This window comes from Leifsonia williamsii (genome assembly GCF_030433685.1).
GTDB lineage: Bacteria > Actinomycetota > Actinomycetes > Actinomycetales > Microbacteriaceae > Leifsonia > Leifsonia williamsii.
Window position 1 is genome coordinate 2,913,826 of sequence record NZ_JAROCF010000001.1, and the last position, 13,621, is coordinate 2,927,446.

A 13,621-nucleotide genomic window follows, 5' to 3' on the forward strand; every position below is an offset into this window, starting at 1 on the left:
CTCCTTCAGTGTGAATGCGGTGCGGGTGTGCGTGATGACGCCGTGACGCGGCTCTGCGTGCGCGGCGGGTGGAAGCGGCTCAGAGGCCGCGGGGACGTACGAGGTCTTCGACCAGCCCGGCGAGCCAGTCGATGAGGATGGCGATGGCGGCGACGAGGACCGCCCCGACCAGCAGCACGGGGAAGCGCTGGAGCTTCAGGCCGTTCACGATCATGTCGCCGAGACCGCCGGCGTTGATGAAGGTGGCGACGGTGGCGACGCCGACGCAGAACACCAGCGAGGTGCGCAGGCCGGCGAGGATCGTCGGCGACGCGAGCGGCAGTTCGATCCGGCGCAGCACCTGGCCGGGCGTCATGCCCATGCCGCGCGCCGCCTCCTTCGCGTCGGCGCTCACCTGCTCCAGCCCGATCAACGTGTTCCGCAGCACCGGGAGGAAGGAGTAGGCGACCAGCGCCACCAGCGCCGTGAGGAACCCGGTCTGCCAGACGATCGCGAGCAGGATCACCACACCGACGGCCGGCGTCGCCTGGCCGATGTTGCCGAGGCCGAGCACGATCGCGCGGAACCAGCCCGCCTTCACCCGATGCACGGCGATCCCGGCCGGAATGGCGAGCAGGGCCACGAGTGCGGACGCCACGACCGTCAGGACGAGGTGCTCGCGGATGCGCGCCGAGATGTACTCGGGGTTCAGGGTCCGCTGCTCGATCGAGTCGAGGGTGAGGGTCGAGATCCAGAGGAACACCAGGCCGACCAGCACCACGACGACGACGGGGGCGGCGAACCGGCGGGCCGCGGCACCGACGCGGCGGCCGGTCGACACCCGGCCGGTACTCCAGTCGAGTGCGGCGGTCATCGCGGCTCCTCCCCGAGGTTCACCCTGGTCGGCTGCGCCTCGCGCGTCGCCAGCGGGCCGCCGAGCACTGCCGAGATGGCCGCGTGGTCGAGCGCACCCTGCGGAGCGCCCGCCGTGTCGACGACGGTGACCGTCGGGCTCCCCGTGAGGACGATCAGATCCAGCGCGTCGCGCAGCGTCGCGGTCACGGCGATCTGCGGCGCGCGGTCGTCGATGCTGTTCGCGAGCCGCGCCTCCCCGACCGGGATCAGCGCCAGCCGCTTGATGGCCGCGCCCTGGCCGATGAACGAGGCCACGTAGTCGTTGGCCGGGTTCGCCAGGATGTTGGCCGGCGTGTCGAACTGCTCGATCCGGCTGCGCTCGCTGAGCACGGCGATACGGTCGCCGAGGCGGACGGCCTCGTCGAAGTCGTGGGTGACGAAGATGATCGTCTTGCCGATCTCCGCCTGCAGCCGCAGGAACTCGGCCTGCAGCCGCTCGCGGGTGATCGGGTCGGTCGCCCCGAACGGCTCGTCCATCAGCATCACGGGCGGGTCTGCCGCGAGCGCCCTGGCGACGCCGGCCCGCTGCTGCTGGCCGCCGGAGAGCTGGCGCGGGTAGCGGCGGGCGAAGGTGCCGGGGTCGAGCTGGACGGTGCGCAGCAGCTCGTCCACCCGCTCGGCGATGCGGTCCTTCGACCAGCCGAGCATCCGCGGCACGGTCGCGATGTTCTCGGCGATGGTGCGGTGCGGGAAGAGGCCGATCTGCTGGATCACGTATCCCACGTGGCGGCGCAGCTGGTTGGGGTCGAGGGAGAGGACGTCCTTACCGTCGATCCGGATGCTTCCCGAGGTGGGCTCGATCAGCCTGTTAATCATCTTCATGGTCGTCGTCTTGCCGCAGCCGCTCGGGCCGACGAACATGACGAGCTCGCCCGGCTCCACGCGCATCGAGAAGTCCTCGACGGCGGGAGCGGGCTGCCCGGCATAGTTCTTGGTGACACCGTCGAGCTCGATGGCGACGCCGGCGGACTGGCGGGCGATGGCGGACAGGAAGCCGGTGTTGGTCAGGGCGGCGGCGTCCGGGGTGGTGGTCGACTCAGGCACGGAGACCCCTCGAGGTGGTGTGGCGGGAGATGAGGATGAAGGCGCCGTCGACGAGCAGAGCGAGCACGATGATCGCGACCGTGCCGGCGACGGCGTAGTTGATGGCGTTCTTGGAGCCGATGGACGAGAGCCCCTTGAAGATGTACTGACCGAGCCCGGGCCCCGCGACGTAGGCGGCGATGGCGGCGATGCCGATGGTCAGCTGGGCGGCGACGCGTACGCCGGTCACGATGACGGGCCAGGCAATGGGCAGCTGGGTCGTGATCATGATGCGGCCCCGGCCCATGCCCATCCCGCGCGCCGACTCGACGACCTCGGCCGGCACCTCCCGCAACCCGACGACGGTGTTCCGGATGATCGGAAGGAGCGAGTAGAACACCAGCGCCACGATCGTCGGCCCCCAGCCGAGACCGAGCAGCGGCGACAGCAGGGCCAGCAGCGCGAGCGACGGGATGGTGATGGCGATCCCGGCCGCCGTGAGGGCGGTCGCCCGGGACACGGGTCGGTTCCAGACGGCGACGCCGATGACGACCCCGACCGCCATGGCGACGATCAGGGAGATCAGGACCACGGCCAGGTGCTGAGCGGTGAGGTCGAGGATGTCGCTCCAGCGATCGCCGAGGAATTCGGCGAACGAGGCGAAGCTGAAGCCGGCGTTCATGCATCGTCCCTTCTCTTCGTTGAGGGGCTTCGGGTGGTACCCGCTCACCATAGAGCCGGGGGATGCCATTTCGCCAATAGTGGTTGTGCATATGGCAACAGGCGCCCTAGGGTGACGCCATGTCCCCCACCGCCGAACCGCGCCGGAACGCCTCGGGCCTCGCCCGCGACATCGAGCTCCTCGAGCTGCTCGGAGGCTCGGAGGCCATGCAGAACAACGGCCTCGGCGTGCTCCGCATCGCCCAGCTCAGCGGGCGCGACAAGGCGGTCGTCTCGCGCACCCTGGCAACGCTGGCCGACGCCGGCCTGCTGGAGCGCGACGACGCCACCCTCAGCTACCGGCTCGGTCCGCGCCTGTTCGCCCTGGCCGCGCGCACGACCGAGAGCCGCCTGGTCGCGGAGGCGCGGTCGTACCTGCGCCGGATCGCGCAGTCGACCCGCGAGACCACGCACCTGTGCGTGCTGCGCGGCGGCAACGTGCTCACCATCCTCAGCGAGCTGAGCCCGCACGAGTTCCGGACCACGGGATGGGAGGGTGTCACGACCGCGGCCTGGCGGACCCCGTCGGGCCGGGTGCTGCTGAGCGACTGGGACACGGCCTCCCTCGAGCGCTGGTATGCGGAGCACGGCACGGATCTCCCGATCGTCGGCCCGGCGGACCCGATCATGGCCGCCTCCGGCTTCTCGGTTCTGAGCGCCCCGCCCGAGGACAAGGCGGTGGTCACCGACTTCGAGAGCCTTGTGGCCGAGCTCGCGCGCATCCGCGCCAGGGGGTACGCCCTGCTCGACGAGGAGCTGGAGCACGGCGTCGTCGGCGCCTCCGCGCCCGTCCGCGACCTGACGGGCCGGATCATCGCCGCTGTCAACGTCAGCGCCCCCAAGGGGCGCATCGGCGACCGGCTGGAGGCGCTCGGCCGCTATGTCGCCGCGGCTGCGGCCGAGCTCTCCGGGCGGCTGGGGGCCCCGTGACGCGGTGACGCCGTGAGGCCGTCCTCCGCCGGTTTCCCGCCGTCCTCGCGCCGGAGGTGAGGGGTTTCCCTGATGCCGCGCAGCCGACCCCAGCGGCAGGGTGGCGTACGTCGCACACCATCACCGGAGGAGACCCCATGACCATCGCCGATCCGCGCCCGGACACGACCGTGCGCCCGTACACCGTCGAGATCCCGCAGGAAGACATCGACGACCTCAAGCGCCGCATCCGCAACACCCGGTTCCCCGAGCGGGAGACCGTCGACGACACGTCGCAGGGCGTGCGGCTGGAGGTGATGCAGGCGCTCGCGACCTACTGGCTGGAGCAGCACGACTGGCGGAGGGTCGAGGCGCAGCTCAACGCGCTGCCGCAGTTCATCACCGAGATCGACGGCCTCGACATCCACTTCATCCACGTGCGGTCGAAGCACGAGGGTGCGCTGCCGATGATCGTCACCCACGGCTGGCCGGGGTCGGTCATCGAGCAGCTGAAGATCGTGGGGCCGCTGACCGACCCGACCGCCTACGGGGCGGACGCCGCCGACGCGTTCGACCTCGTCATCCCGTCCCTCCCCGGCCACGGGTTCTCCGGCAAGCCGGACAAGCCGGGCTGGGATCCGATCCGCATCGCCCGCGCCTGGGCCGAGCTGATGACGCGGCTGGGCTACGACCGGTATGTCGCCCAGGGCGGCGACTGGGGCAACGCAGTCACCGAGCAGCTGGCGCTGCAGCAGCCTCCCGGGCTGGTCGGCATCCACACCAACATGCCGGCGACCGTGCCCGACGAGATCCAGACCGCCCTCGATGCCCACGAGCCGCCTCCCGGCGACCTCGACGCGGAGGAGCGTGGTGCGTGGGACCAGCTCGCGACCTTCTACGCCCACGGCCTCGGCTACGCACAGGAGATGGGCAACCGGCCGCAGACCCTCTACGCGCTGGCCGACTCCCCCGTCGGTCTCGCCGCGTGGATGCTCGACCACGATGCCGCGAGCTACGATCTGATCGCGCGGGTCTTCCTGGGCGGGTCGGAGGGGCTCACTCGTGACGACATCCTGGACAACATCGACCTCTACTGGTTCACGAACACGGCCGTGTCGTCGGCGCGGCTGTACTGGGAGAGCAAGCTGGCGTTCTTCGCGCCGAAGGGCGTTCCCCTGCCGACGGGTGTGAGCGTGTTCCCGGACGAGATCTACGCGGCGCCGCGCAGCTGGGCGACGCGCGCCTACCCGAACCTGATCCATTTCAACCGCCTCGAGCGCGGGACCCACTTCGCCGCGTGGGAGCAGCCCGAGCTGTTCGCGCAGGAGGTCAGGGCCACCTTCAGGACGCTGCGGTGACCGCGGAGCTCGGGCCCGTCGTCCAGGTCGAGGCCGGCGCGCTGAGCGTCGGCCTCGTCGACCTCGGCCCGTCGGACGCCCCGGCGGTGCTGCTGCTCCACGGCTGGCCGTACGCGATCGATGCCTTCGCTGAGTGCGCGCCGATGCTCGTGGAGGCGGGCTTCCGTGTGATCGTGCCGCACCTGCGCGGGTACGGCAGCACGCGCTTGCTGCGCTCGGACGCCGTGCGCAACGGCGAGCCGGCGGCGCTGGCGGCCGACGCGATCGACCTGCTGGACGCGCTCGGGGTGCAGAGCGCGGTCGTGGCCGGCTTCGACTGGGGCGCCCGCACCGCCAACGTCCTCGCTGCGCTGCATCCCGAGCGCTGCCGCGCCCAGGTCGCGGTCAGCGGGTACCTGCTGAGCAGCCAGGAGAGCAACGCCACGCCGCTGCCGCCGGCGGCCGAGCTCGCCTGGTGGTACCAGTTCTACTTCGCCACCGAGCGCGGGCGCCGCGGCTACGAGACCTTCCGCGACGACTTCGCGCGGTTGATCTGGCGGACGGCGTCGCCGCGCTGGGCGTTCGACGATGCCGCCTTCGCCCGGAGCGCCGCCGCGCTCGACAACCCCGACCATGCCGCGATCGTCATCCACAACTACCGATGGCGCCTCGGACTGGCGGAGGGCGAGCAGCGGTTCGCGGAGGTCGAACGCCGCCTCGCCCAACGGCCGGTCATCGCGGTGCCGACGATCACGATGGAGGGCGACGCGAACGGCGCAGCGCATCCCGAACCGGCCGCCTACCGCGACCGGTTCACGGGCCCGTACGAGCACCGCGAGCTGACCGGCGGCATCGGCCACGCCCTCCCTCAGGAGGCTCCGCGCGCGTTCGCGGACGCGGTGATCGACGCCGACCGGATGGCACCGACCCGGATGGCACCGACCGGGATGGCGCCGGGCAGCGCACGGCGCGGCACGAGCGAGGGAGCCGCCCATGCCCGCTGACGCGCTCCGGCGCCGGTTCTGGTCGGTCGCGCACCGCGGAGCGGACGCCGCCGACGCCCTCCCCGACGAGGGCCGCCTCGGATCGTTCGACAGGGCGACCGGCTGGCTGAACTCCGGCCCGCTGACCGCGGAGTCACTGCGCGGCCGCGTCGTGCTCGTCGGCTTCTGGACCTACACCTGCGTGAACTGGCTGCGCACCCTCCCCTACCTCCGTGCCTGGCACGCGGCCTACGCCGACGCCGGACTGACGATCGTCGGAGTGCACACCCCCGAGTTCGGCTTCGAGCACGACGTCGCGAATGTGGAGGCGCGGACACGGGCGCTCGGCATCGAGTACCCGGTCGCGCTGGACGCCGACTACGGCGTGTGGAACGACTTCGCCAACCACTACTGGCCGGCCGTCTACCTCGCCGACGCCTCCGGGCGCCTCCGCTATCACCACTTCGGCGAAAGCGACTACGCGATGACCGAGATGGCGGTGCAACAGCTGCTGATGGCGGCGGGCGCGGCGGAGGTCGACCTCGGCCTGGCCCAGCCGCAGGCGCACGGGCTGGAGGTCGCTGCGGACTGGTCCACCCTCCGCTCCCCCGAGACCTACCTCGGCTACGGGCAGAGCGACGGGTTCGCGTCGGAAGACGCCGCACAGTACGACCGCCCGCGCCGCTACAGCGTCCATCCCGAGCTGCCCCTGAACGCGTGGGACCTGGCGGGCGAGTGGACGCAGACCCGGACGGCCGCAGTGCTCCACGAGGCAGGAGGCCGTCTCGCTTACGCGTTCCACGCGCGGGACGTGAACCTGGTGATGGGCCCTTCCGTGCCCGGAACCGCGGTCCCCTTCCGGGTGCTGCTCGACGGCCAGCCCGTCGGGGACGCGCACGGGACCGACGTGGACGAGGGAGGCCACGGCCTGCTCGACCGCCAGGACACCTACCAGCTGGTCCGGCAGCGCGGGCGGATCGCGGACCGGCTGGTCGAGGTCGAGTTCGAGGAGGACGGCGTGGAGCTGTACTGCGTGACGTTCGGTTGAGCGTCCTTGCTTAGACGATCCCATGGCGCAGGGCGAAGGCGGTGGCCTCGCTGCGGCGGGCGACGCCGATCTTGCGGTAAAGGCTCGTGACGTGACGCTCGACGGTCCGGTCGCTCAGCCAGAGGATGCCCGCGATCTCCTTGTTGCTGAGTCCCTGCGCGAGCATGCCGAGCACCTGCACCTCGCGCGGCGTCAGCGGGAGGGGCGCCTGCGGAGGGGAGGGCCGGTTCCCGATGTCCGTTGTGGGCGCGGGACCAGGCCGCCCCGACGCGCCGTCGGAGGCAGGAGGCTCCTGCAGCAGCCTCTCCGCCTCCCGGATCCGCTGTGCGGCGCGTTCGATCGGAGGCCCCACCTCCCCGAGCACGCTGCTGAGCAGCGCGCGCTGAAGCCGCAGCCGTTCCTCCGCCGCCGCGCGGGCCGCGTGCTCCTGCGCCAGCCGTCTGCCCGTATGGATGGCGATCGCGGCCTGGCCGACCGCCACTCGCAGCAGGTGGGTCTCCATCGCCGTCGGGAAGTCGCCGCGCTCCGCCGAGGCGAGCACCAGCCCCCTCTCCCACGGCAGCGTCACCGGCACCGAGGCGACGCGCAACCGCTCACCCGCGGCACCGGTCGCGGACTGCACCGTCAGCCCGGTCGCGACCTCATCGTCGGCGTGCGCAGCGAGCGCCGCGCGGAACTCCGGCGGGACCGGCCCTGAGGAGGGCCGCCACACCTCCAGCGGTGCTCCGTCGTCGCCGAAGCTCGCGTAGGCGCCGTGCAGCTGCACCATCCCGACGAGCACGCTCAGCAGGCCCGTCGCGACCTCCCGGGGCTCGTGGTCCAGCCACAGCGCCGGCAGCGCGATCAGAGCGCCCAGTTCGCGGAGCCAGCGCCGGGTGTCGAGCTGCGACACGTCGAGCGGGTCCGGCTGGGCGGTCACGGCTCACTCCCACCCGGCGGAGCCGTCGCGCTCGCGCAGGAGCTCGTCCGGCGCGACGAAGAACGGGTTCTCGTGCAGCACTCCGCCGATCAGGACCATGGGGTGGGTGCGCAGGATCTCCACCACGAACGCCCCGTCGAACTGGCCGACGTCGTACGCGCAGATCACCACGTGCCGATGGCGAGCGTGGAGGAAGTTGGCGCGGGCCTCGAACTCGATCAGGTCGTCGGCGACGCTCGGCAGCCCTGCCGCCCAGCCCATGTCGGCCACCATGCGGATGCGCGGCCCGGCGCTCGCGGTCAGGACGCCGTCGAGGAGCTGGAGCATCGCATCCGGGTCGAACGCGCCGCCGCGCAGATAGGTGTCGGTCCAGGTGCGCACCTCGGCGAGCCGCCGCTCCAGCAGCCGCCCGGCGTCGAAGCCGAGCTCACGCAGCCGCCGCACCGGGGCGGCGGACTCCGCAGGATCGACCAGGTACAGCAGCCGGTCGCCGTGCTCGACGCCGCTCCGCACGAACGGGTCGAGGAGGGCCTCCTCCTCCGCGTGCCCGTTGACGAACGCGCACACGTGCCGGTACCGGTCCAGCACTCCCCCCGCAAGCGTCACGGGCTCGTCCGCGCGCTCGCCCACGCGCCGGCCGCCTGATGCCATGTCGTCTCCGCTCGGGTCGAGGCGAGGCGAGGCTAACCCAACGGAGGGAGCGGACACAACGACCTGCTGGGTCGACCGGCGTCGTCGACCGGCTCAGCGCTGAGCGCCGCCGGAAACGACGAAACCCCCGGTCTCCCGGGGGTCTGCTTCGTTCGGTTCTCTGTGGTGGGCGATACTGGGATCGAACCAGTGACCTCTTCCGTGTCAGGGAAGCGCGCTACCGCTGCGCCAATCGCCCGAACCTGAATCATCAGGATCGAGGTGGATACGGGATTCGAACCCGTGTATACGGCTTTGCAGGCCGCTGCCTCGCCTCTCGGCCAATCCACCGAAGCCACAACACGGACTGAACCGTACCGTATTCGAGAGGCCCGGATCGTTACCGACCGGGCCGACTCGAGCGGATGACGAGACTCGAACTCGCGACCCTCACCTTGGCAAGGTGATGCGCTACCAACTGCGCTACATCCGCATTCCGTTCCGCGGTCTCCCGCGGCACTTGAATGACTTTAGCCGATCCCCGCGCCGATGACAAAACCGGGCGTGACATCCGGGTGTGTCGCGCCTGAACGGCCGCTGGACGCACGGTTGCGCCACGCCGGGCCGCACCCCCGATGTGCATTCGGCCCTCGCGGTCGGCTAGTATCGAATCTCGCAAGCGGGCGATTGGCGCAGTTGGTAGCGCGCTTCCTTCACACGGAAGAGGTCATCAGTTCGAGTCTGGTATCGCCCACCATCTCCGCAGAGGCCGCGGCTCCCGACAGGAGCCGCGGCCTTCGTCGTTTCGCGTCACATCGGAGAGCGCGACCCGGATGCGCCGGTACCCTGACCCCATGGCCACCGTCTCCGTCCCCGTCACCCACGCCGGCTCCCTCCCCCGCACGCCCGAGCTGATCGCGGCGAACGATGCGCGGCCGGTCGCCGCCGACGGGTTCACGCTCGAGCATGATGCCGCCTTCGACGAGCTGCTCGCCGGAGAGGTGGCGGCGCTGGTGCGGCGCCAGCAGGAGACCGGGATCACCGTTCCCGGCGACGGCGAGTACGGCAAGGCCATGTCGCGCGCCGTCGATTACGGGGCGTGGTGGTCGTACTCGTTCCAGCGGGTCGGCGGGCTCTCGCTGACCGGCAAGGACCACCACAACCAGCAGCCGGTGCGCAGCGAGCCCGGGCGCATCCGGCTCACCACCTTCCCCGACCGGCGGGACTGGGTGCGGTTCCGCGACGCGTACACCGACCCGGCCTCCGGCATCTCGCTCGGGGAGAAGGCGACCGTCTTCCCCACGACCACCGGGCCGCTGACCTATCGCGGGCAGGAGCTCATCGCCGCGGACGCCCGCAACCTCCGGGCCGCACTCGACGCCGCCGGCATCCAGGACGGGTTCATCACCGCCCTCTCCCCCGGCTCCGGCGCCCGCATCGCCAACGAGTACTACGCGACCGAGGAGGAGCACATCTGGGCGTGGGCGGAGGTGCTGCGCGACGAGTACACCGCCATCATCGACGCGGGCCTGCTGCTGCAGATCGACGACCCCTCGATCGCCGAGAACTGGGACCAGATCAACCCCGAGCCGAGCGTCGAGGACTACCAGGCCTTCACGCGGATCCGGGTGGAGGCTCTCAACCACGCGCTGCGCGGCCTGCCACAGGACCGCATCCGCTTCCACCTCTGCTGGGGCAGCTGGCACGGGCCGCACACCACCGACCTGGAGTTCCGGCACATCGTCGACCTGATGCTCGCGATCGACGCCGGCGCGTACTCGTTCGAGGCCGGCAACGTGCGGCACGCGCACGAGTGGCGGGTGTGGGAGGACGTGACGCTGCCCGACGGCAAGGTCATCCTCCCCGGCGTGGTCAGCCACTCCACGAACGTGGTCGAGCACCCCGACCTCGTTGCGGACCGGCTCCTGACCTTCGCGTCCCTGGTCGGCGCGGAGCGGGTGCAGGCGTCCACGGACTGCGGCCTGGGCGGCCGCATCCACCCCTCCATCGCCTGGGCGAAGCTGGAGACGCTGGCCGAGGGGCGCCCGGCGCGCGTCGCGGCGGCTGAGTGAGGATGCGGTCGTCCTGTAGTACACGGCACGCATGACGCAGCCGCAACGGCCAGCGCGGCCGAGTATGCTTGTATTATTTTGCATTTCGCATTTCTCGCCTTCTAGGCTGTGGGAGCCGGTCGGACGTCGACCGGAGGGGATGCCCCTAGCCGCACGCCGAGAAGGAACACCATGCAGCGACCCATTGCGATCCTGGCGACCGTCGGCACTGTCCTTGCGCTTTTTGTCAGCGGCGGAACCGTGGCGAGCGCAGCCGTGAGGACGCAAGGCGGCGTCGGGTGCGGTCCCGTCGTCACCACCATCAAGAATGTGCGCTCGGCAGGTACTGCCATCCAGTCGCCGAGCGGCCCCAATTGGTCGGTTGCCGGAAGGGGCCCTGGCACGCTGACACTCAGTAAATCGGTGGCCGTCGGCAACTCGATCTCAGGTGCCACCGGCATCTCAGGCGCCGTCGCGAGCGCGAATGTCGGCTTCAACGTCACGGCCACCTTCACGACCGCGACCGGCTACTCCGTCAGCGTGCCGTCCGGGCAGACACGGGTCCTGCGCGCCGACGAGCTGTTCTCGGTCAAGAAGTTCGATTGGACGACGAAGCAGTCGTGCAACACGACGGGCCTCCGGACCGCCTCGGGCGCGCGCCTCTCGCTGCCTGCCACCGCCGTCATCCTGGCGATCACCGCGGGTCTGCTCCTCTCCGGGTGCACTCCGAACGGGTCCGACGCCGCGTTCAGCCGCGATCCAGCGGTCGACACCCTGCCGACGGTGGGAATCTCCGACGGACTCCTGACCAAGCTCCCGCGCGACCTGCAATCGCACGTGGTCGCTTCAGCGGTCGGCGATGCCGCAGAGTTCGCCGTTGCTCTCCACGCGGGCGAGTGCGCGATCGCGGCGTCCTCGAACGGGGAAGCGGCAGCTGCCAAGACCAGCGCCCCGTCCGCGGCAGGCGACCCCGTCTCGTCTCCTCCGTGGGCCGGTGCTCGGAACACACTCGGTCCGACCAGCAGTGTGGATGCGGTCGTCGGTGACACCACGTTCACGCTCTTCTGCGGACCCAAGGGCGCCGGTGTCCGCATCCAGCCGGGTGCGATCACATCCCGCACGGGTGCCATCTCGACGGCGCCCGAGAGCACCGATGGTCACCAGAACTTCGTCGTCGGTCCCAGCGCAGACGGCTCCTGATACGAGCCCTCTGGCGGGCTGCACCACGGCACCGCGAGGCCGTTCAGAGCCTCAGCTCCAGCCGTACCTCCCGCGCAGCTCGGCCCGCACCCGGTCGTAGGGGCGCCGGGCGAGCGCGGCGCCCTCGCGGCGCATGCCGCGCTGGTGCACGCGGTACACGCGGTCGACGCGGGCGTAGCTCGGGCGGCCCCGGCCGTCCCAGGCGCCGGAGCCGACCGGCACGTACTCCGGGCGGCCCGGGTGCTCCTGGCTCGTGAGCGCGATGGCGAGCACCGTTCCGGCCGGCTCGGCGGCGACGACGAGCACCGGGCGGTCCTTGCCGCGGCCGTCCGCCTCCTCGAACGGCACCCAGGTCCACACGACCTCGCCCGGGTCCGCGTCGCCGTCCGTGCTGGGGACGTAGGAGGTGCGGATCGGCCCCAACCGCCGGGGGTCGACCTGCACCGTGGCGGTGGCTCCGGCCGCACCTCTCGCATCGGCCGCGGGCGGACGCCGGTCAGCGTCGCGCGCGCGGGTCGCGGGCGGCGTGGTCGCTGTCGCGCCCGGCCGGAGCAGCCGGCCGAGGGCTCCCAGCAGTCTCCGGGCTGTCGAGGGTCGGGCTGCGCTCATCACGCCCCGAAGGATAGCCGACCGCGCCCGGGCGGACGCCCTGGGAGGCGACGCCGCCCGTGCCTCCACCCCGCCCGCGCGTCCTGGTCAGCCCGATCGTGAACCGCAGGCCGAGCGCGATCAGCGCCGACACCGCAGCCGAGTACAGCAGCACGACGAGCCCGGCGATGCCCTGGCCGATGAAGAGGTCGAAGTTGCCGCTCTCGACCATCCCGCCGCCGCTGGCGAACAGGCCGACGTAGAGCAGGCCGACGAGCCCGCCCACCGACACCGTGACGCACAGCGTCAGGGCAGGGCCGAACCGGGCGCGGGCGGCGAGGTCGACCATCGTGGCGCACGCGAGCGCTGCCAGCGCGCCCAGCAGCAGCGACCAGCCGAGGGTCAGCACACCGGAGGCCGGTGTCGCGGCGACCAGGCCGGCGAAGGCGCCGAGCAGCCCGCTGGAGACCGTCGGCCGGCGCAGCAGCACCCGGTCGACGAGCAGCCACATCAGGCAGCCGCCCGCCGACGCGAGGAAGGCGTTCATCGCGATGAGGGCGGTGAAGTCGTCGAGCGCGCCCTCCGACCCGGTCGCGAGGCCGAGCCAGCCGAGCCAGAGCAGCGCGCCGCCGATCGCGACGAGCGGCAGGCTCCTCCGCCCCTCCACCTGGTGCTCCCGGCGGCCGCAGGCGAGCACGACACCGGCAGCGCCTCCTCCCGCCGCGACGCCGATCGGGAGGATGCCGCCGAAGTCGACCACGCCGAGCCCGGCCACCGCCCAGCCGTCGTCGAGAGCGAAGACGGCGTAGCCGACCGGGAAGAGCACCAGGACGCTCCAGAGCACGCAGAACACGATCCACGCGCGCGTCGTGATCCGCGACGCCAGCGCGACGCCGACCACGGCGACGCCGACGCCGCACACGGCGATCAGGGAGCCGGCGCGTGCGAGGCCGTACATGCCGGTGATGTCGGCGAGGCCCGGGTCGGGGCGGCCGACGACGCCGGGGACCAGCGGCGCGCCGGCGAGCATCCCGTAGCCTCCTGCGACCGCCAGCAGGACGACGACGGCGACGCCGAGGAGCGCGAACCGGGCGGCTCTGGCGACACGTGCTCCCCCGCCGAGCCCGCCGATCAGGAACGCGAGGCCGGGCGGGACGAGGAGGGTCAGCGCGCCGCACACGAACAGCAGCAGGGCGTCCAGCTGCTCGCTCGTGGCGTTCGCCATCCCCGCTCCCTCTCTGGACCTCCGCTCCGGGCGCGCCGGAATGCATGCATTAGATTACGGGACGGCGGAGCGCCGGGCCCGGAGACGCGGAACG

13 protein-coding genes and 4 tRNA genes are annotated in these 13,621 nt (G+C 71.7%); 7 read left to right on the forward strand and 10 right to left on the reverse strand.

Annotated features, from left to right (window positions below):
• Positions 1–79: 79 nt before the first annotated feature.
• From P5G50_RS13745 to P5G50_RS13755, 3 genes are read right to left on the reverse strand one after another with little or no spacing between them, the layout of a single operon-like run.
• The gene (locus tag P5G50_RS13745; RefSeq protein WP_301208285.1) at positions 80–853 is read right to left on the reverse strand and encodes an ABC transporter permease; all 774 of its coding nucleotides are present in this window, start codon (positions 851–853) and stop codon (positions 80–82) included.
• Complete coding sequence (locus P5G50_RS13750; RefSeq protein ID WP_435870888.1) at positions 850–1,938, reverse strand: ABC transporter ATP-binding protein; 1,089 nt, start codon at positions 1,936–1,938, stop codon at positions 850–852. The genes P5G50_RS13745 and P5G50_RS13750 overlap by 4 nt, the downstream gene beginning before the upstream one ends.
• Entirely contained in the window at positions 1,931–2,599 is a 669-nt protein-coding gene (locus P5G50_RS13755) for an ABC transporter permease (protein ID WP_301208284.1), read from the reverse strand. The genes P5G50_RS13750 and P5G50_RS13755 overlap by 8 nt, the downstream gene beginning before the upstream one ends.
• A gap of 119 nt (positions 2,600–2,718) precedes the next feature.
• Here P5G50_RS13755 and P5G50_RS13760 point away from each other — a divergent pair, with 119 nt between their 5' ends.
• From P5G50_RS13760 to P5G50_RS13775, 4 genes are all read left to right on the forward strand, one after another.
• Entirely contained in the window at positions 2,719–3,567 is an 849-nt protein-coding gene (locus P5G50_RS13760) for an IclR family transcriptional regulator (RefSeq protein ID WP_301208283.1), read from the forward strand.
• Positions 3,568–3,704: 137 nt separating this feature from the next.
• Positions 3,705–4,904, forward strand: coding sequence for an epoxide hydrolase family protein (locus P5G50_RS13765; protein ID WP_301208282.1), 1,200 nt, complete (start codon positions 3,705–3,707; stop codon positions 4,902–4,904).
• On the forward strand, positions 4,901–5,887 hold the full coding sequence (locus tag P5G50_RS13770; protein ID WP_301208281.1) for an alpha/beta fold hydrolase: 987 nt from the start codon (positions 4,901–4,903) through the stop codon (positions 5,885–5,887). Before P5G50_RS13765 ends, P5G50_RS13770 begins: the two co-directional genes overlap by 4 nt.
• Positions 5,877–6,914, forward strand: a complete 1,038-nt coding sequence (locus P5G50_RS13775; protein WP_301208280.1) for a redoxin domain-containing protein — start codon at positions 5,877–5,879, stop codon at positions 6,912–6,914. The genes P5G50_RS13770 and P5G50_RS13775 overlap by 11 nt, the downstream gene beginning before the upstream one ends.
• 10 nt (positions 6,915–6,924) lie before the next feature.
• On the opposite strand, the gene P5G50_RS13780 is transcribed toward P5G50_RS13775, so the two are convergent.
• The 5 genes from P5G50_RS13780 to P5G50_RS13800 form a co-directional block, all read right to left on the reverse strand.
• Positions 6,925–7,833 (reverse strand): helix-turn-helix transcriptional regulator, encoded by a 909-nt coding sequence (locus P5G50_RS13780; RefSeq protein WP_301208279.1) that lies wholly within the window; start codon positions 7,831–7,833, stop codon positions 6,925–6,927.
• A gap of 3 nt (positions 7,834–7,836) precedes the next feature.
• Positions 7,837–8,484 carry an MEDS domain-containing protein gene (locus P5G50_RS13785; protein ID WP_301208278.1) on the reverse strand — a complete coding sequence of 216 codons (648 nt, stop codon included), beginning with the start codon at positions 8,482–8,484 and terminating at the stop codon, positions 7,837–7,839.
• A 163-nt stretch (positions 8,485–8,647) separates the two neighbouring features.
• Positions 8,648–8,722 (reverse strand) — tRNA-Val (locus P5G50_RS13790).
• A 21-nt stretch (positions 8,723–8,743) separates the two neighbouring features.
• Positions 8,744–8,814 (reverse strand) — tRNA-Cys (locus P5G50_RS13795).
• 69 nt (positions 8,815–8,883) lie between these two features.
• Positions 8,884–8,956: transfer RNA gene (locus P5G50_RS13800), tRNA-Gly, on the reverse strand.
• Between the two features lie 188 nt (positions 8,957–9,144).
• On the opposite strand from P5G50_RS13800, the gene P5G50_RS13805 reads away from it, so the two are divergent.
• From P5G50_RS13805 to P5G50_RS13815, 3 genes are all read left to right on the forward strand, one after another.
• Positions 9,145–9,220 (forward strand) — tRNA-Val (locus P5G50_RS13805).
• A 97-nt stretch (positions 9,221–9,317) separates the two neighbouring features.
• Positions 9,318–10,535: a cobalamin-independent methionine synthase II family protein gene (locus P5G50_RS13810; RefSeq protein WP_301208277.1), complete on the forward strand. Its 1,218-nt coding sequence runs from the start codon at positions 9,318–9,320 to the stop codon at positions 10,533–10,535.
• Between the two features lie 171 nt (positions 10,536–10,706).
• Positions 10,707–11,714 (forward strand): hypothetical protein, encoded by a 1,008-nt coding sequence (locus P5G50_RS13815; protein ID WP_301230615.1) that lies wholly within the window; start codon positions 10,707–10,709, stop codon positions 11,712–11,714.
• A gap of 51 nt (positions 11,715–11,765) precedes the next feature.
• Here P5G50_RS13815 and P5G50_RS13820 read toward each other — a convergent pair whose 3' ends face one another.
• Together P5G50_RS13820 and P5G50_RS13825 are read right to left on the reverse strand one after the other, a co-directional pair.
• On the reverse strand, positions 11,766–12,158 hold the full coding sequence (locus P5G50_RS13820; RefSeq protein WP_301208275.1) for a type II toxin-antitoxin system PemK/MazF family toxin: 393 nt from the start codon (positions 12,156–12,158) through the stop codon (positions 11,766–11,768).
• Between the two features lie 52 nt (positions 12,159–12,210).
• Positions 12,211–13,527 (reverse strand): ammonium transporter, encoded by a 1,317-nt coding sequence (locus P5G50_RS13825; protein ID WP_301208274.1) that lies wholly within the window; start codon positions 13,525–13,527, stop codon positions 12,211–12,213.
• Positions 13,528–13,621 lie beyond the last annotated feature (94 nt).

Excerpts from the sequence above, each read along its gene's own strand:
- P5G50_RS13815 (WP_301230615.1), top strand. The coding sequence starts at position 10,707 with ATGCAGCGACCCATTGCGATCCTGGCGACCGTCGGCACTGTCCTTGCG.
- P5G50_RS13785 (WP_301208278.1), bottom strand. The coding sequence starts at position 8,484 with ATGGCATCAGGCGGCCGGCGCGTGGGCGAGCGCGCGGACGAGCCCGTG.
- P5G50_RS13755 (WP_301208284.1), bottom strand. The coding sequence starts at position 2,599 with ATGAACGCCGGCTTCAGCTTCGCCTCGTTCGCCGAATTCCTCGGCGAT.
- P5G50_RS13825 (WP_301208274.1), bottom strand. The coding sequence starts at position 13,527 with ATGGCGAACGCCACGAGCGAGCAGCTGGACGCCCTGCTGCTGTTCGTG.
- P5G50_RS13745 (WP_301208285.1), bottom strand. The coding sequence starts at position 853 with ATGACCGCCGCACTCGACTGGAGTACCGGCCGGGTGTCGACCGGCCGC.
- P5G50_RS13760 (WP_301208283.1), top strand. The coding sequence starts at position 2,719 with ATGTCCCCCACCGCCGAACCGCGCCGGAACGCCTCGGGCCTCGCCCGC.
- P5G50_RS13765 (WP_301208282.1), top strand. The coding sequence starts at position 3,705 with ATGACCATCGCCGATCCGCGCCCGGACACGACCGTGCGCCCGTACACC.
- P5G50_RS13810 (WP_301208277.1), top strand. The coding sequence starts at position 9,318 with ATGGCCACCGTCTCCGTCCCCGTCACCCACGCCGGCTCCCTCCCCCGC.
- P5G50_RS13775 (WP_301208280.1), top strand. The coding sequence starts at position 5,877 with ATGCCCGCTGACGCGCTCCGGCGCCGGTTCTGGTCGGTCGCGCACCGC.